General features: G+C 63.1%; 14 protein-coding genes and 2 pseudogenes. 11 read left to right on the top strand and 5 right to left on the bottom strand.

Translation table 11 applies throughout. From position 1 onward, the window contains the following. Positions 1 to 109: 109 nt before the first annotated feature. The 3 genes from phaR to AC0L2V_RS22285 all read left to right on the top strand — a co-directional run bounded on the left by phaR (position 110) and on the right by AC0L2V_RS22285 (position 2974). Positions 110 to 721 (top strand): polyhydroxyalkanoate synthesis repressor PhaR, encoded by a 612-nt coding sequence (gene phaR / locus AC0L2V_RS22295; RefSeq protein ID WP_027152940.1) that lies wholly within the window; start codon positions 110 to 112, stop codon positions 719 to 721. Positions 722 to 1025: 304 nt separating this feature from the next. After that, complete coding sequence (locus AC0L2V_RS22290) at positions 1026 to 1808, top strand: 3-hydroxybutyrate dehydrogenase (protein ID WP_473521195.1); 783 nt, start codon at positions 1026 to 1028, stop codon at positions 1806 to 1808. 35 nt (positions 1809 to 1843) lie between these two features. After that, positions 1844 to 2974, top strand: a complete 1131-nt coding sequence (locus AC0L2V_RS22285; protein ID WP_473521194.1) for a patatin-like phospholipase family protein — start codon at positions 1844 to 1846, stop codon at positions 2972 to 2974. 13 nt (positions 2975 to 2987) lie between these two features. Here the strand turns inward: AC0L2V_RS22285 and AC0L2V_RS22280 are convergent, their stop codons facing one another. After that, positions 2988 to 3584 carry a TetR/AcrR family transcriptional regulator gene (locus AC0L2V_RS22280; protein ID WP_473521193.1) on the bottom strand — a complete coding sequence of 199 codons (597 nt, stop codon included), beginning with the start codon at positions 3582 to 3584 and terminating at the stop codon, positions 2988 to 2990. A gap of 117 nt (positions 3585 to 3701) precedes the next feature. Between AC0L2V_RS22280 and AC0L2V_RS22275 the strand changes: the two genes are divergently transcribed. From AC0L2V_RS22275 to AC0L2V_RS22250, 6 genes and pseudogenes are all read left to right on the top strand, one after another. Next, positions 3702 to 4163, top strand: a complete 462-nt coding sequence (locus AC0L2V_RS22275) for a (2Fe-2S)-binding protein (protein WP_473521192.1) — start codon at positions 3702 to 3704, stop codon at positions 4161 to 4163. A gap of 2 nt (positions 4164 to 4165) precedes the next feature. Further along, positions 4166 to 6441: pseudogene (locus AC0L2V_RS22270) on the top strand (xanthine dehydrogenase family protein molybdopterin-binding subunit). A gap of 395 nt (positions 6442 to 6836) precedes the next feature. Beyond that, positions 6837 to 8015: an efflux RND transporter periplasmic adaptor subunit gene (locus tag AC0L2V_RS22265; protein WP_473521191.1), complete on the top strand. Its 1179-nt coding sequence runs from the start codon at positions 6837 to 6839 to the stop codon at positions 8013 to 8015. 2 nt (positions 8016 to 8017) lie between these two features. Continuing rightward, positions 8018 to 11194: an efflux RND transporter permease subunit gene (locus AC0L2V_RS22260; RefSeq protein WP_287294726.1), complete on the top strand. Its 3177-nt coding sequence runs from the start codon at positions 8018 to 8020 to the stop codon at positions 11192 to 11194. Positions 11195 to 11292: 98 nt separating this feature from the next. Then, entirely contained in the window at positions 11293 to 11451 is a 159-nt protein-coding gene (locus tag AC0L2V_RS22255; protein ID WP_091593346.1) for a DUF3309 family protein, read from the top strand. A 108-nt stretch (positions 11452 to 11559) separates the two neighbouring features. Continuing rightward, a pseudogene (locus tag AC0L2V_RS22250) lies at positions 11560 to 11676 on the top strand (LysR family transcriptional regulator); the annotation flags it as partial. Here AC0L2V_RS22250 and AC0L2V_RS22245 read toward each other — a convergent pair. From AC0L2V_RS22245 to AC0L2V_RS22235, 3 genes are all read right to left on the bottom strand, one after another. Beyond that, positions 11634 to 12830: an MFS transporter gene (locus tag AC0L2V_RS22245; protein WP_473521190.1), complete on the bottom strand. Its 1197-nt coding sequence runs from the start codon at positions 12828 to 12830 to the stop codon at positions 11634 to 11636. The pseudogene AC0L2V_RS22250 and the gene AC0L2V_RS22245 overlap by 43 nt on opposite strands. Before the next feature lie 192 nt (positions 12831 to 13022). After that, positions 13023 to 13331, bottom strand: a complete 309-nt coding sequence (locus AC0L2V_RS22240; protein WP_023797020.1) for a DUF1244 domain-containing protein — start codon at positions 13329 to 13331, stop codon at positions 13023 to 13025. A 25-nt stretch (positions 13332 to 13356) separates the two neighbouring features. After that, positions 13357 to 14154, bottom strand: coding sequence for an N-formylglutamate amidohydrolase (locus AC0L2V_RS22235; protein ID WP_473521189.1), 798 nt, complete (start codon positions 14152 to 14154; stop codon positions 13357 to 13359). A 246-nt stretch (positions 14155 to 14400) separates the two neighbouring features. Here AC0L2V_RS22235 and AC0L2V_RS22230 point away from each other — a divergent pair, with 246 nt between their 5' ends. Further along, the gene (locus AC0L2V_RS22230; RefSeq protein ID WP_023797022.1) at positions 14401 to 14889 is read left to right on the top strand and encodes a DUF1036 domain-containing protein; all 489 of its coding nucleotides are present in this window, start codon (positions 14401 to 14403) and stop codon (positions 14887 to 14889) included. Next, positions 14886 to 16322, top strand: coding sequence for a pyruvate kinase (gene pyk / locus AC0L2V_RS22225; RefSeq protein WP_023797023.1), 1437 nt, complete (start codon positions 14886 to 14888; stop codon positions 16320 to 16322). The genes AC0L2V_RS22230 and pyk overlap by 4 nt, the downstream gene beginning before the upstream one ends. A gap of 33 nt (positions 16323 to 16355) precedes the next feature. Here pyk and AC0L2V_RS22220 read toward each other — a convergent pair whose 3' ends face one another. Next, on the bottom strand, positions 16356 to 17423 hold the full coding sequence (locus AC0L2V_RS22220; protein WP_473521188.1) for an alpha/beta fold hydrolase: 1068 nt from the start codon (positions 17421 to 17423) through the stop codon (positions 16356 to 16358). Between the last annotated feature and the right edge of the window lie 11 nt (positions 17424 to 17434).

The raw sequence follows: 17434 nt of genomic DNA, 5'->3' as shown, positions 1-17434 counted from the left end.
GCACTGCACAAACCGCTTGGAATTGTGACGCTTTTGCGCATATCCTTGAAAAGGCGCAATCGTTACCGGCAGCTTACCTCAAGTGCGCCGGTGTCCTGGGAGGATGCTGATGGCCGCGAAAGACGAACCGATTATCATCAAGAAATATGCCAATCGCCGCCTCTACAACACCGGCACCAGCACCTATGTGACGCTCGAGGACCTTGCCGAAATGGTCAAGAAGGGCGTGGAGTTCACCGTCCAGGACGCCAAGACCGGCGACGACATCACCCATCCGGTGCTGACCCAGATCATCTTCGAACTGGAGAACAAGGAAGGGCAGAACATGCTGCCGATTCCGTTCCTGCGCCAGTTGATCGCTTTTTACGGCGACCAGATGCAGATGATCGTGCCGAGCTTCCTCGAACAGTCGATGATCGCCTTCTCGAAGGAACAGGAACGCTTCCGCGAGCAGATGAAGGGTGCGTTGGGCAAGTCGCCGCTGGACATGATGAAGATCGCCACGCCGATCAAGGCGCTGGAAGAGCAGACGCGCCGCAACATGGAGATGTTCCAGAACGCCATGCGCCTGTTCACGCCCTTCCCACCGGCAGGCTCGAATGGCACTTCCGCAGCGCCGGCGGAGCCGGCCAGGAAAGAGACGTCGGAAAAGCCCGACGACCTTCAGGAACTGAAGGAACAGATCGCCGCCATGCAGCGCAAACTCGACACGATGTCGTGATCGCCGGCCGGCCGGCCGAAATCTCTCATCAGCAGGCCGTGTCAGAAATCTCCGCCTCGGATGAGTGCCGCGCGACCGCTATTGCGTTCTAAAACGCAATCTCACGAACACCCGAAGTGGCTCCAGGGCACGCTGACCAACTGTTCGCACGGCCTGTTCAGGCGCACAGCTTCGAGTGAGGGTGACCTCTTTCAGGACAAAAATTTCATGTCATCGCCACTGAGTGCCGCTGTTTTTGCGCCACACGAGACATATATGCTGCACTGCAATATGGTCCGTTGGCGCCGTAATGAAGGATTTCGCCTTGCCCAGCAGAAAAACCGCCATCGTCACCGGTTCCACCTCGGGCATCGGCCTGGCAATCGCCCATGCCCTCGCGGCCGATGGCTGCAACATCGTCGTCAATTCCTTTTCAGACACGGCCGACGACCAGGCCGTCACCGATGCGATCGCCAAGCATCACGGCGTGAAGACTGTCTACATCAAGGCAGATATGTCGAAGCCGGCCGAATGCCGGGCGCTGGTCGCAAAGGCAGCCGAGAGCTTCGGCTCGGTCGACATCCTGGTCAACAATGCCGGCATCCAGCATGTCGCGCCGGTGGAAGAATTTCCCGTCGAGAAGTGGGACGCCATCATCGCCATCAATTTGTCGTCGGCCTTTCACACCATCGCCGCCGCCATCCCGCTGATGAGAGAAGCCGGCGGCGGCAGGATCGTCAACATCGCCTCGGCCCATGGGCTGGTCGCCTCGCCGTTCAAATCGGCCTATGTCGCGGCCAAGCACGGCATCATGGGGCTGACCAAGACGGTCGCTTTGGAACTGGCGCGCGACAAGATCACCTGCAACGCCATCTGTCCCGGCTATGTGCTGACGCCGCTGGTCGAGGCGCAGATCCCCGACCAGATGAAGGCGAACAAGATGGACCGCGACACGGTGGTCCGCGAGGTCATGCTCGACAGGCAGCCGACCAAGAAATTCGTCACGGTCGAGCAAGTTGCCGCTGCCGCGGTGTTCCTGTGCTCGGATGCGGCAGCGCAGATCAACGGCACGCAAATCTCGGTCGACGGCGGCTGGACCGCGCAGTGATCCATCCAATGGCTCTCTAGATCAAGGACAGCGCCATGACGACAAACGGCAAGGCGGAGGAGCCCAAGAAGATCAACGTCGCGCTGCAGGGCGGCGGCTCGCACGGCGCCTTTTCCTGGGGCGTGCTCGACCAGCTGCTGGAGGACGGACGGCTCGACATCGCGGCGGTTTCGGGCACCAGCGCCGGCGCCATGAACGCGGTGGCGCTGGCCGACGGCTTCGTCCGCGGCGGCGTCGAGGGCGCGCGGCAGAAGCTCGACGATTTCTGGCGCGCGGTGGCACGGAAGGGCCGGTTCAGCCCGGTGCAGCGCATGCCGTGGGACGTCGCCTGGGGCAACTGGTCGATCGAGAACACGCCGGGCTATCTGTTTTTCGACACGATGTCGCGGGTGTTTTCGCCCTATGTCGCCAACCCGCTCGGCCTCAACCCGCTGCGCGACGTGATCGAACAGGAGATCGATTTCGGCAATGTGCGCGCCTGCAAATCGATGGAGCTGTTCATCTCCGCGACCAATGTCGAGACCGGGCAGTTACGCGTCTTTTCCGATGGCGAGATCGATCTCGACACGGTGATGGCGTCGGCTTGCCTGCCGCAGCTGTTCCGCGCCGTCGAGATCAAGGGCGTGCCCTACTGGGATGGCGGCTATGGCGGCAATCCGGCGCTGTTCCCGTTCTTCAAGACGACTGCCACCGAGGACGTGCTTTTGGTGCAGATCAATCCGGTGGTCCGCGAGGGGACGCCGAAGAGCGCCAACGAAATCCAGAATCGCATCGACGAGATCACCTTCAACGCCGGACTCTTGCGCGAATTCCGCTCGATCGCCGTCATCAAGGAGCTGATTGCCGCCGGCCGGCTGCCGCATGGCGAATACCGCGACATCCGCATGCACCGCATCGATGCCGACGAGGCATTCAAGGACCTGTCGGCATCGTCCAAGGTCAATGCCGAATGGGCGTTTCTGACCTATCTGCGCGACCTTGGCCGCACCGCCGCCAGCGACTGGCTGGAGGAGAATTACGACGCCGTCGGCAAGCGGCCGACGCTTGACCTCTCAGGCGAGCTCGACGACGGCTTCAAGCCGATGCGTGGTCCGGCACCGGGCCGGCGGGTCAAGGAGTTCCTTGCAGCACGCAAGAAGCCCGAGGCAGCGCGTCGCCGAGCCTGAGGCGTTTTGTTGGTCAGTTTTTTTGCAAGGCTAGATCGATCACCTTGATCAGCGCGGCCGCAGCCCGCCGCTGCTCGTCCGGATCGCTGATGCGCATCTTCATGCCTTCCAGCCCGTCGAGCAGCATGTCGGCCAGCAATTTTGCCGACAAGCCCTTGGCGGTGAGATCGACGCCATTGCGTCCGGCTTCGCCCTGGATCGCTGCGGCGATATGCTCGGCAAACCGGCTGCGCCAGCAGCCGATCAGGTCGGCGAGACTCGACTTCATATCAAGGAGTTCGGCGCCATGCGGCGAGGCGTGGACGGTGCGCGTCATCGAGATCAGCGCTTCGTCGATGGCCCGCATCGTGCGCCCGGCAAATGGTTCTTCGCCGGCGAGTGCCGTTTTCGCCTGCTCGAGCGAGCGGGAGAGCAGCATCAACGCAATGGCGCGATAAATATCGGTCTTGTTCTTGAACTGGAGATAAAGCGCCGGCCGCGACATGTCGGCGGCACGCGCGATGTCGTCCATGGTGGTGCGGGCGAAACCATAGGCCAGAAACACCTTCATCGCGCTGTCCAGAATGCGGGCGCGCTTGGGGTCGGTGGCGATGTCCTCGATCTCGATCATGGCGCGACTTTATCCTGCAAAAGCTCTATTGACAAAATGACGTAATTTGTCAAGATGTATAAGGGCGAATGGCCGACCGGCCGGCCCGGGCTGTGGACGACAACAAAGGGTATCCCCATGCGCCTCACCGTCGAGGGGCAAGTATTCGACGTCAACGCCGATCCCGAAATGCCGCTGCTGTGGGCGCTGCGCGATCTCATGGGCAAGACCGGGCCGAAGTTCGGCTGCGGCATCGCCGCCTGCGGCGCCTGCACGGTGCATGTCGACGGCCAGCCGGTGCGCTCCTGTTCATTGCCGATCGGTGAGGTCACCGGCGCGGTCACCACGATCGAAGGCATCGGCACCGAAGGCAGATTGCATCCGGTACAGCAGGCATGGCTGGAAGAGCAGGTCGCCCAGTGCGGCTACTGCCAGGCCGGCCAGATCATGAGCGCGGTGGCGCTGCTCGACCAGGTTGCCGAGCCGACCGATGCCGATATCGACGATGCCATGGGCGGCAATCTCTGCCGCTGCGGCACCTACCCGAAGATCCGTGCGGCGATCAAACGAGCGGTCGTGCTCAAGACGGCGGGGATCTGACCATGGCCAGTGTCGGAAAGATCGCCCGCCGCACGTTTCTCATCGGCACCGCTGCCATCGCGGGCGGCGTCGCCGTCGGCTATTACTACTATCGCAAGCCTTTTCCGAATCCGCTGGAAGGCGACCTCGCGGCTGATGAAGCGACCTTCAACCCCTATGTGAAAATCGGCGCCGACAACACCATCACCATCGTCGCGCCGCGCGCCGAGATGGGCCAAGGCATCTCGACGACGCTTGCTGCCATGGTTGCCGAAGAGCTCGATGTCGGGCTCGACCAGATCAAGGTCGAGCACGGCCCGGCCTCCTACGCCTATTTCAATGCGGCGATCCTGGAAGAGGGCGGTCCGTTCGCCTTCTTCGATGAAAGCATGACCGCGGAAATAATGCGCGCCGGCATGGGCGTGGTCGGAAAATTCCTCGCCCTGCAAGGCACCGGCGGTTCGACATCGACGCTCGATGGTTTCGGCAAGATGCGGCAGGCAGGCGCCGCCGCGCGGCAGATGCTGATTGCAGCGGCCGCTCAAAAGCTCGGTATAGCTGCCGCCGATCTGGAAACGGCCAACGGCTCGATCCTGCACAAGGCGTCGGGCAAGTCGCTGACCTATGGAGCGGTCGCTGCGACCGCTGCGACGATGGCGCCGCCCGCGGAAATCAGGCTCAAAGACAAAGCCGGCTGGAAGCTGCTCGGCAAACCGCAAAAAAACGCATCGACATGCTGGCCAAGGTCACCGGGGCGCCGATCTTCGGCATCGACGTGACGCTGCCGGAGATGCTGTACGGCACGGTCAAGATGAGCCCGCGCTTCTGGGCCAAGCCGGTCAGGGCGGATTTCTCCAACGCCGAGAAACTGCCTGGCGTGATCAAGATCGTGCCGATCGACACGAATTACGGCCACGGCTTCGGCATCATCGCCGAAAACACCTGGGCGGCGTTCAAGGCGGCGGAGGCGATCGACGCCGAATGGGCCGATCCCGAATATCCGCTGGACAGCGCCGGCATTTCCGAGGTGCTGAAGCAGGCGCTCGGCACAAAAGGGTCGGTGATGCGCGACGATGGCGATGTCGATACCGCCTTCGCCGACGCGCCGCGCGAAAGGATCGTCGAGGCCGACTATGGCGTGCCTTATCTGGCACATGCGACGATGGAGCCGATGAACGCCACGGCGCGGCTGAAGGACGGCGTCCTCGACATCTGGTGCGGCAACCAGGCGCCGACCTTGGTGCGGCAGCTTTGCGCCAATGCTGTCGGCATTGAGCAGGACAAGGTCAGCGTCCACACCACCTTCATGGGCGGCGGCTTCGGCCGACGTATCGAGGTGGATTATGCGCTCTGTGCCGCGCTGATGGCGAAAGAAACGGCAGGCCGGCCAATCAAGGTGATTTGGACGCGCGAGGAGGACATGCGCCACGACGCCTACCGGCCGGCTTCGGTCGGCAAATTCCAGGCGCGGCTTGGCAGCGACGGCATACCGGTCGCCGTCGACATGACAATCGCATCGCCGTCGGTGATAGCCAGCACCTTGCGCCGGCTGTTTCCCTCGATCCCGCCGCTTGGCCCCGACAAGTCCATTGTCGATGGGGCCTACGACCAGCCCTACACCATCCCGAATTACCGGGTCAGCGGCATTGCTGCGCCCGCCTCCATCCCGGTCGGCTTCTGGCGATCGGTCGGCTGCTCGATCAACGGCTTCTTTCATGAGGGCTTCATGGACGAGATCGCCACCGCCGGGAAAACCGATGCGGTCGAACTGCGCAAGATGCTGATGGCTGCCTATCCGGCAGCGGTGAAGGTGGTCGAGAAGGTCGCCGAAATGGCGAAGTGGGGCGAGGCGCTGCCCGCCGGCAAGGCCAAGGGCATGGCGTTCACGCTGTCCTTCGGCAGTTGGGTCGGCGAGATCGTCCAGGTCGCCGACACGCCGTCCGGGATCCGCATCGAGAAGATGTGGATCGCCGCCGATGTCGGCACCGCGCTCGATCCTGGTATCATCGAGGCGCAACTCATCTCCGCCGCCATCTACGGCCTGTCGGCAGCGATGGGTCAGGAGATTACTTTCGCCGACGGCATGGTCGAGCAGTCGAATTTTCATGACTACGACGCCATGCGCATCTCCCAGTGTCCGGCGTTCGAAGTCGCCATCCTGGAGAATTTTCACAAGATGGGCGGCGTTGGCGAAGTCGGCACGCCACCGGCGGCACCGGCACTCGCCAACGCCATCTTCGCACTGACAGGCAAGCGCATCCGGACACTGCCCTTGTCGAAGGAGGTGACCTTTGCATGAAATATTCCCATCATGCTGACAGCTGCTGCCATGCTGTTTTGCTGGCGCCTTTACCAACGGCACTGGCAAGCCGCGCACGGCACCGATGATGGTCGATGCAGCCAAGACTTGCCCGAGGGACGCGGTCTGCCGGTTGCTTTCGCATCCGCGGTGCGCCGAGTGTTATGTCGCAGAATAAAAGGCCGCGCTGGTCCGGCGCGCTTCACGGCGGCCGCACCCTGCCCAGCGAAGTATTACCCATCAACATTTCTGACTATATTGCGGTGCAACTTTGATGTAGAAGCTCGTTCGCCGATCACGGCAAGTTGAACACGGCCTTGCGCGCACCCATATCGGCGACGCGCCCGAGTTAGAAGACGCGGCCTGGCCGAATCCCGCGCACTGGAAAAATGACGATGCCGAAGTACAGGTTTCACAAGCTTGCAGCCATTGTTGTGCTTGTCGGTTTCGCTGCGTGGATGGTGACGGGCGAGTTCTCGTCCGTCGGCAGCGCGGCCGCCGACAAACCCAAGGCGGGGGAGGTCGAGCAGCCAAAGGCGGCTGACGCCGGCAACGCCAAGCCCGCTGAGGCAGAACAGCCCAAGGCGACCTTGCGCACCGTCGCGACCATAACCCCACCCAGGCGTACCTATGCGCGCGCCATCCGGATTTCCGGACTGACCGAAGCCGACAAGCGCGCGGTCCTGGCGACGCGCGTCGCCGGCGTCATCGACAAGCTGCCGGTCAAGCAGGGACAGCGCGTCAAGACCGGCGACCTCGTGCTGATGCTGGCCGCCGAGGAAAAGCTTTCGGCGGTCAGCAACGCCCAGCAGCTCCTGGTCCAGCGTCAGGCCGAACTCGATGCAGCATTGCGGCTGATGAAAACCGGCAATCTGCCCAAGCTGCAGCTCGATACGGCCCGCTCCAACCTGACGTTGGCCCAGTCGCACCTGGAAGCCGCGCAGGCCGAGCTCGACCGCAACGAGGTGAAGGCGCCGTTCGACGGCGTCATCGACCGGGTGCCGGTGGAGCTTGGCAGTTCCGTGATGCAGGGCGGCGAAGTGGCGACCATTCTGAGCCTCGATCCGGTGATCGCCCGCGGCGAGGTCAGCGAACGTGATCTCGGCTATCTGAAGATCGGCGACAAGGCGAAGGTACGGTTGGTCAGCGGCCAGAATGTCGAAGGCACCGTGCGCTATATCAGCCGCGACGCCTCGTCCGCCACCCGCACCTTCCGCGTCGAGATCGCAATCCCCAACCCCGAGGGCACCATTCCGGCCGGGATGACCGCCGAGATCGCGCTGAGCGCGCAGCCGACCGACGCTGTCATGCTGCCGCGCTCCGTGGTGACGCTCGGCGACAAGGGCGACCTCGGCATCCGCGCCGTCGACAAGGACAGCAAGGTCGTGTTCTTCCCGATCGATCTGGTCGACGATACGCCAACCGGCCTGGTGCTCGGCGGCATCCCTGCCGATGCGCGCATCATCGTCGCCGGCCAGGAACTGGTGAAGGAAGGCGAAGTGGTCAAGCCGGTCGAGGCCGACCAGGCGACCATTCAGAAGCTGCTGGGCGAAGCGACGACCGGGACGCAGTAATCATGGATATCGTCAAACTCGCAATCAGCAATGCCAGGCTGACCATTTCGGTGCTGGTATTCCTCATCCTTGCCGGTGCAGTCGCCTATCAGTCGACACCGAAGGAAGCGGAACCCGACGTTCCGATTCCGATGATGTATGTCAGCCTGATCTATCAGGGCATCTCGCCAGAGGATTCGGAACGCCTTCTGCTGCGGCCGATGGAAGCCAAGCTGAAGAGCCTCAAGGGGCTCAAGGAGATGCGTTCGGCCGCCTTCCAGGGCGGCGGTTATGTGCTGGTCGAATTCCACCCGCAGACGGATCTGGCGACGGCGCTGCAGGACACGCGCAGCAAGGTCCAGGACGGCAAGGCCGACCTGCCGCAGGCAGCCGAGGAGCCTGTGGTCTCCGAGGTCAACGTCTCCGAGTTCCCCGTCCTTGTCGTGACGCTGTCGGGCGAGGTGCCCGAGCGCGTTCTGACGACGGCTGCGCGCGAGTTGCGCGACCGCATCGAGGAAGTGCCTGGCGTGCTGGAAGGCTCGCTGCAGGGCGCCCGCGACGATCTCGTCGAAGTCGTCATCGATCCGATGAAACTGTCATCATACGGGCTGCAGCTCGAGCAGCTGATCGGAGCGGTCGGCGATTCCAACAGTCTTGTCGCCGCCGGCAACATCGAAGGGTCCGAGGGCAAATACGCCGTCAAGGTGCCGTCGCTGATCGAAACGCCACAGGACGTGGCGGCGCTTCCGATCGTCGCCGGCCCCAATGCCGTGGTGCAGGCCCAGGATATCGCCACCGTCCGCTCCACCTTCAAGGACGCCGAGACGGTGACCCGTCTTGACGGCAAGCCGGCGATCGCCATCGAGGTGAAGAAGCGCATCGGCTCCAACCTGATCGACACGATCGCCCAGGTGAGGGCCGTGTCCGATGCCTTCATAAAGACCATGCCGGAAGGCATGCACGTCACCTACACGCAGGACAAATCGGTCTTCGTCAACCAGTTGCTCGGCGATCTGCAGAACCACGTCATGATCGCCGTGATCCTGGTGTTCATCGTCATTCTCTACGCGCTGTCGGGCCGTGCCTCGCTGCTGATCGGCCTGGCCATTCCATCGTCCTTCCTGATCGGCATCCTGCTGTTGGCCATGATGGGCTACACGATCAACATGATCGTGCTGTTCAGCCTCATCCTGGCGGTCGGCATGCTGGTCGACGACGCCATCATCGTCACCGAATTCGCCGAGCGGCGGATGAGCGAAGGCATGCCTAAGGCAGAGGCCTTCGCGCTTGCCGCCAAGCGCATGGCCGGTCCGGTCATCGCCGCGACGATGACGCGCATCGCCGCCTTTTCGCCGCTGCTGTTCTGGCCAGGCATTATCGGCGACTTCATGAAATACATGCCGATCACGCTGATCGTCACGCTCTCGGCCTCGATGCTCTATGCACTGGTTTTTGCACCGGCGCTGGGCGCCTTGTTCGCCAAGGCGCCGCCGCATCACGAGAACGACAACCGCGACGGCTGGTACATGGCGGTGGTCAAGCAGGCGGTGCGCTTTCCCATCACCGTGCTTCTGCTCACCGTCGGCCTTTTGTTCGGTGTCGGCTTTGCATATTCGAAATACGGCGCCGGCGTCGAGTTCTTCCCGAATGTCGAGCCTGACTACGGTCTCCTCTATGTGCACGCCCGCGGCAACCTTTCGCTCGCCGAAATGGATGCCGCCACAACGACCGCGGAAAACCGGCTTCTCGGCTGGCCGGGCGTGAAATCGGTCTATACCCGTGTCGGCAAGACGCAAGGCGGCGGCCAGGACATTCCTGAAGACGTGGTCGGCGTGATCCAGTACGAGTTCGTCGACTGGCGCGAGCGCAAATCGGCGAACGCCATCCTGGACGAGCTGCGCGGCGTCATGGCCGGCATTCCCGGCGTCGACGTCGAGGTTCGCGTGCCCGAGGCCGGCCCGCCCACCGGCAAGCCGATCCAGATCAGGCTGTCAGCCGTCGACCCGAAAGGCCTCGACGACAAGGCGCGCGCCGTCGCCGCGCGCATTGCCAAGGTGCCCGGTGTCATCGATATTTCCGACGGCCTGCCGCCACCCGGCGTCGACTGGGCGCTCGACGTCGATCGCGCCAAGGCGGCGCAATACGGCATCAGCCCGACTTCGGTCGGCACGGTGGTGCAATTGGTGACGAACGGGCTGAAGCTCAGCGAATACCGGCCGGCCGGTGCGGACGACGCCGTCGACATCAGGCTGCGTCTGCCCGAGGACCGGCGCACGCTGTCGACCCTCGACGACCTCAGGGTGCAGACGTCGCAAGGGTCGGTGCCGATCTCGAATTTCGTCGTGCGCAAGCCCGAGCCGACCGTCGGCATCCTCAACCGCATCGACGGCGCGCGCACGGTGGTCGTCCAGGCCAATGTCGCCGCCGGCGAGCAGGTCGCTTCTGTCCAGCAGCAGGTCAGCCAGGCTGTCGCCGAAGTGGATCTCGGCAGCGGCATACGCTGGAAGCTTGCCGGCTCGAACGAGGACAGCGCCGAGGCCAGCGCTTTCCTCAGCAAGGCCTTTGGCGCGGCGATCTTCCTGATCTTCCTGGTGCTTCTGATGCAGTTCAACAAGTTCACCAGCGTCTGGCTGGTGCTGTCCTGCGTGGTCATGGCGACCGTCGGCGTGTTCCTGGGATTGCTGTTGACTGGAGAGGCGTTCGGCATCGTCATGTCGGGCATCGGCGTCATCGCGCTGGCCGGCGTGGTGGTGAACAACAACATCGTGCTGATCGACACCTACGACCGGCTGCGCGAAGAGGGCTGGGACAAGATGGACGCCGTGCTGCAGACTTGCCGCGAACGTGCCCGCCCGGTGGTGCTGACGGCGGTGTCGGCGATCCTCGGCGTGCTGCCGATCGCTTTCGGCCTCGGTCTCGAAATCTTCCATCACGAGACGACGATCAACGCGCCGTCGACGCAATGGTGGATTTCACTGTCCTCGGCGATCGTCTTCGGCCTGTCCTTCGCCACCTTGCTGACTCTGGTGGTGACACCGTCGATGCTGATGGTGTTCACGCGCAGCAAGAACAGCCGCTTCTATGCATTCTTCCGTCGGGTGTTCCGGCGCGGAACGCCAGCCGATGCGACTATGGAGACCTCCGCAGGGCCGGGCTTGCTCGACGAGCCGGCGATTGACTTCCCGAAGGCCGCCGAATAGGTCGCTCCCTTCAGCCCAGGTAGAAAAGGCCGCCGGGAACAACCCAGCGGCCTTTTGCATTGTCCTGTCATGGAATGCCTCAAAGCGGGGAGTTTCTCATGACGCTCAGCACCATTCTCATCATCATTCTGATCCTCATTCTGATCGGCGCGGTGCCGGCATGGCCTCATTCGCGTTCCTGGGGTTATGGTCCCTCCGGCATCGTCGGCGTCATCCTGATCGTGCTGCTGGTGTTGCTGCTGATGGGCAGGATTTGACCCGGAGATTGGTGCAGACGAAAGCTACAGCGCTGCGCGTCCTTTTGGACTCACAGCGCTGTAGCATTTGATCTTTGGCGTGGTCCTTTGCGATCGCGACAACTCTCGGCCATGCACCGCGACGTGCGCACCAGCGTGCGCATCCGCCGTGTCGCGGATTTCCTCTATGAGGAGTTGAAGCGCTATTCGGCCGGGGCCGCGTCAGGCGCGAATTCGGCGCGGTGAGCGAGCCCTGCCATCAAGAATACGACCACCAGCAGTCCCGACAAAGCGACGAAGATCGGACCGAAGCTTGAATGCTCTGCGATGAAGCCGATTGCCGACGGCGCCACCAGAATGCCGGAATAGCCCATTGTGGTGACGACGCTCATGCCGGTGCCGGACGACATGCCTTCCTGGTTGCCGCCGGCCGAAAACAGGATCGGCACCATATTGGCGATGCCGAAGCCGCAAAAGGCAAAAGCTGAGATGGCGAGCCAGGGCGAGGGCGCCAGACCCGCCACCAGCATGCCGGCAGCGGCGACAAGCGCCGAAACGCGCAGTGTCGTCACGGCGCCGAAACGGTTGCGGACCCCATCGCCAACGAAGCGCATGAGGGCCATGACGCCGGAAAAGGCGGCGTAGGCCAAACCAGCTACGGCGAGGTCGGTGCCGAGTTCCTGTTGCAGGTAAAGCGCTGCCCAGTCGAGCACCGCACCCTCGGAGATCATCGTCATCAGCGCCATCAGCCCAACCAGATAGACCAGCGGATTTCCAGGCAGCGCAAATTTGCGATGCCCGATTACCCCCGAGGACGCTTGGGGCGGCTTGTCCTCGGCAATCAGGTAGCGGACTGCCACTGCAATCACGGCGAAAGCGAGCGCCGTCACCACCGTCGCATGGGCGAGATGACCGTAATTCTGGATGGCGAGGCCACCGAGAGCGCCGCCGGCGAAACCGCCAAGGCTCCAGAAGCCGTGCGAGGACGACATGATGGCCCGGGACAAGCGCCGTTCCACCGTGACCGCATTGGCGTTCATGGCGACATCCATGCCGCCGATCGAACCGCCAAAGATGAACATGGCGATGGCCGCCAGCGGCACGTTTGGAGCCAGCGCCACAACCAGCAGGCCGAAGCTGCCGATGAGACCGAACCAGCGCAGCACGCTGCGCGACCCATGCCTGGAGATCAGGTGGCCGCACCAGGTCATCGCTGTGACCGCGCCGGCGCCGAACAGCAGGATCAGCAGGCCAAGCGTGAACTTGCTGATATCCAGCCGGGTCAGCACCACCGGGATCTGCGGCGCCCAGGCACCGGTCAGAAAGCCATTGGCCAGGAAGATGGCCGCCACGGCCCATCGTCCACGAAGAGCAGCCTGCATGCGGTGTAGCGTGTCCATCGTGTAGAATCCGATGCGAAAAATAGCGTCGCGCGGCAAATTAGATCGATTCAATCCTCAGTCAAGCGCTCGTTCTTGAAAAGTGCTTGGGCCAAACGGCTCGCTTGAACCCAGGTTGATGAAGCCGATCTGGTCGGGCTTTGTTCGACCACGATCTTATCCGAAAAGCGATTTCCACTCGGGATCGTGGTCTTAGTGATCCCTGGGGCGTCTTGCCTCGAACTCGGCCTTCTTGGCATTGGAGGCGTCGGTCTGGTTGAGCGCCTGCCATTCGGCATAGGGCATGCCGTAGATGATCTCGCGCGACTGGTCCTTGCTGAGATCGACACCCTCGGCCTCAGCGGCGTCGCGATACCAGTTGGACAGGCAGTTGCGGCAGAAGCCGGCGAGATTCATCAGGTCGATGTTCTGCACGTCAGTGCGTTCACGCAGATGCGCGACCAGCCGGCGGAAGGCGGCAGCTTCGAAATCGCGTTTCTGCTCGTCGCTGAGTTCGGTCATGTGTTCTTGGCCTCCTTGGGCCTGCTTAGAGCGGCCCGGTGCGCGAGCCGAATCGTGTGACCTGATGTATATCGGGACGGCGGTTGATCGCGTCAACGATCGGCGCCAGCCGTTCGGCCCAGGCGACCGCATCCTGCCGATCGGCGATCAGGTCCTGACGGATTTCGATCAGCGCATGGGCAAATCCGTTGACGATGGCATGTCTGAACATGGTGTCGCCGCGCAGCGCGCCGTCGTAGGGCTCGTTGTCGCCGACGATATGGCGTTTGTCCTTCGCAAGCATGTCGATCAGCGGTCGCGCCACCCGGTCGTCGCGATCCCACAAGATGCCAACATGCCAAGGGCGCACGAACCCCTGCATGAACGGGGTGAAGGAATGCACCGAAAGGATGAAGGGGGCGCTTGCGCAAGCCTGCGCCACCGAGGCGATCATGGCGCCGACCGCATCGTGATAGGGTCGATAGAAGCGGTCGAGCCGCCTTTCACGTTCTTTCAAGGTAAGTGGATAATTCCCCGAAATGACGGTGCCGTCATAGAGTTGGCGGATCAATGTCGGATCGTCTTCGCCGCGATTGGGATCGATCAGAAGCCGCGAAAAATTGGCGAGTACCGCCGGCACGCCGAGCAAAGCGGCCAGTTCGCGCGTCACCGTCTCGACACCGATGTCGTAAGCGATATGGCGGTCGAAGTCCGCCGCCGGCAGGCCGAGGCTGCCATACTCTTCCGGCAGGTCGCGACGGGCGTGATCGGCCAGGAGCACGATGCCTCGCTTGCGATCGCCTTCGACGACGTCGAAAGGCGCGAAAACTGTGGATCGGGTCATCGGCGGGAAATGGTCTGTTCGCTGGCTTCGGGGGAGGATGGTATCCTCATTCCACGAAGGGGACGATTACGCAATGTCGTCGTTTGGCCACGGTTTCTGCGGAAATCTGGCAGAAGGCGACTGACCGTGCGCTAGAGGCCTTTCTAAATCGATTGGAATTGAGCAAAAGGGCGCGTTGACATGCGCCCGGACTTTTCCGAAAAGGGGCGTTGAGAGATGCAAATGTGGTTCTTGAGAGGATTCAGGATGGGTTCCGCCGGCAGGCCGCGTGTGCGCTATGCCTTCGCCATGCCGTTCCTGACCTTCGCTGTGGGCCTCGCCGCGATGGTTGCTGCCTCGCCGGCGCGCGCCGATTTCCGTGTCTGCAACGCCACGCAGAACCTGGTCGGCGTCGGCATCGGCTATCGCGCCAAGGCCGGCTGGATCACCGAAGGCTGGTGGCACATCGAGGGATCGAGCTGCAAGACGTTGATCGAAGGGCCGCTGTCATCAAGATTTTACTATCTTTATGCAGAAGACGCCGAGCGCGGCGGGCGCTGGGATGGTCCGATCAACATGTGCGTGGCCGAAAAAGAGTTCAAGATCGCCGGCGTTAGCGATTGCGTCGCCCGGGGCTTCCAGCGCGCCGGATTCCAGGAATATGACACGGGCGAGCAGGCAAGCTGGATGGTCCAGCTGACCGATGACCCCGCAACGGGGGGCGTTCCAGCCGCCCCGGGAACAAACAGTCAATGAGACGCAGCCGCAAGGTCAAGATACTCGCCACCATTGGTCCGGCCTCCTCCTCCGAGGACATGCTGAAGAAGCTTTTCGAAGCCGGCGCCGACGTGTTTCGCATCAATATGAGCCACACCGATCATGAATTGATGCGCACACTTGTCGGTCGCATTCGCACCGTCGAGAAAGCGGTCGGCCGGCCGATCGGCATTCTCGCCGACCTGCAGGGACCCAAGCTTCGGGTCGGCAAGTTTGCCAACGGCAAGGAGACGCTGACACTCGGCCAGACCTTCACGCTCGACGACAATCCCGAGCCCGGCAACTCGACCAGGGTTTATCTGCCCCATCCGGAAATCCTGAGATCGGTCGAGGCCGGTCACCGTCTTTTGATCGACGACGGCAAGCTCGAGCTGAAGGCGGTGGAGAGCGACGGACAGGCGATCGTCTGCACCGTCGTCGCCGGCACCAGCATCTCCGACAAGAAGGGCGTCAGCCTGCCCGACACCGACCTGCCGGTCGGCGCGCTGACCGAAAAGGACCGCAGCGATCTCGATGCTGTGCTGGCCACCGGCGTCGACTGGGTGGCGCTGTCGTTCGTGCAGCGGCCGGAGGATCTGGCGGAAGCGCGCAAGATCGCGCGCGGCCGGGCGCTGATCATGGCCAAGATCGAAAAGCCGCAAGCCGTCGCCAGGCTGGCCGAGATCATCGAACTTTCGGACGCACTGATGGTTGCCCGCGGCGATCTCGGCGTCGAAATGCCGCTCGAAGCCGTGCCCGGCATCCAGAAGCAGATCACCCGCGCCGCGCGCCGCGCCGGCAAGCCGGTGGTGATCGCCACGCAGATGCTGGAATCGATGATCACAGCGCCGGTGCCGACCCGCGCCGAGGTGTCGGACGTCTCGATCGCCGTGTTCGAAGGCGCCGACGCCATCATGCTCTCGGCCGAATCCGCGGCCGGCGCCTACCCGGTCGAGGCGGTGGCGATGATGAACCGCATCGCCAGCAAGGTCGAAACCGATCCGACCTATGCCGGCATCATCAATGCGCAGCGCTCGGAGCCGGAAGCGACCGGCGCCGACGCCATTTCGCTTGCCGCCCGCGAAATCGCCGAGACGCTGAAACTGTCGGCGATCATCAGCTATACGGCGTCCGGCACGACCGGCCTGCGCGCCGCGCGCGAGCGGCCGCAGGTGCCGATCGTCGCCCTGTCGCCGATCGTCAACACGGCGCGGCGGCTATCGCTTTTGTGGGGCACGCATTGCGTCGTCTCGCCCGACGCCATCGACCTAGACGACATGGTCGACCGCGCCTGCCGCATCGCTTTGGACGAGGGGTTCGGCAAGCCCGGCGACCGGGTCATCATCACCGCCGGCGTGCCGTTGAGGACGCCCGGCTCCACCAACATGCTGCGCATCGCCTATGTCGGATCGGACGTGCAGGCCCGCCGCTAGGCTTGGCCGTCGCTTCGAATGATTTCGGTTGCTCTAAATTGGCGCAAGTTCGGCTTCCGGGGCTTTGATGTCGGCGCATTTGCCGGCACCGTAGGTGTCGCCGGCAATCCTGATTTCCACGGCCTTCGCCATTGCCTGGAGGTCCACGTCCCTGCCGGCGACCTTTTCGATCGCGCCGACAACGAGATCGGGTGCTATCCAGTCTGGCTTGTGGCCGAGATTGCGGACCCAGACCAGTTCGGCCCCGGCGATATCGCGGACGAGGCCGACCGAATGGATCGTTGCATAGACCACCTTGTCGCGGTCGCCCGAGATGACCACAGTCGGCGCCTTGATATCGCGGTAGTGCGGTGCGGCATCGAGCGTGTAGCGATAAAGCCCGGCGACATCGGTGGCGTTGGCACGAAAGGCGTTCGGCCGAAGCACCAGCGGGATCGCGACCTCGGCGACATAGAAGTCCGGCACCTTGTTGGGGGCAAAGACGCAGGCGGTGGCGGCATTCATCTGCAGCGTTCCCGACGGATAGGTCAGCGTTTCGGAGAAAAGCCGGCCGACGATCGGAATGGTCGTCAAATTGTAGTACCAGGCGGTCGCGCCGCCCGGCCAGGGATGGGTGGCAGGCGCCATGAACACAAGGCCGAGCGTCTTGTGGGGATGCTCGCGGCCGAAGGCGGTGGTCACCGAGCCGCCGAAGGAATGGCCGGCGATGATGGCTTTCCTGATGCCGAGATGGTCCATCAGCGCTGCGATGGTGCTGGCCTGTGCCGATGGGGTCTCGTTGTTGCCGGGGCCGCGCGCCGACCAGCCTGCACCCGGGCGGTCGAAGAACAGCATCTCGGCACGGCCTTCCAGCAAGGGCCTCAACGGCAGCATCTGATCCCTGAGATTGGCGCTGGCGCCGTGGATAAAGACAATCGGCGGCAGTTCGGCGTTTTCCCCGGCCGGAATGTGAACGTAGTGGATGCGGGCACCGTTTATATCCGCGAAGTCGCCGATCGGCGGATTGCGGCGCTCGATCAGCCATGAACCGGCGCGGGTGACACCTGCAAGGGTGAACACAAGCGCCAGGAGGAAGGCGAGCGCGGCGTAGATCGGGTTCATGGAGAGAGGTA

The sequence above is a fragment of the Mesorhizobium sp. WSM4814 genome, from assembly GCF_055811595.1.
The sequence above is the reverse complement of the archived record's forward strand: the minus strand, read 5'-3'. Positions and strand labels throughout refer to the sequence as shown.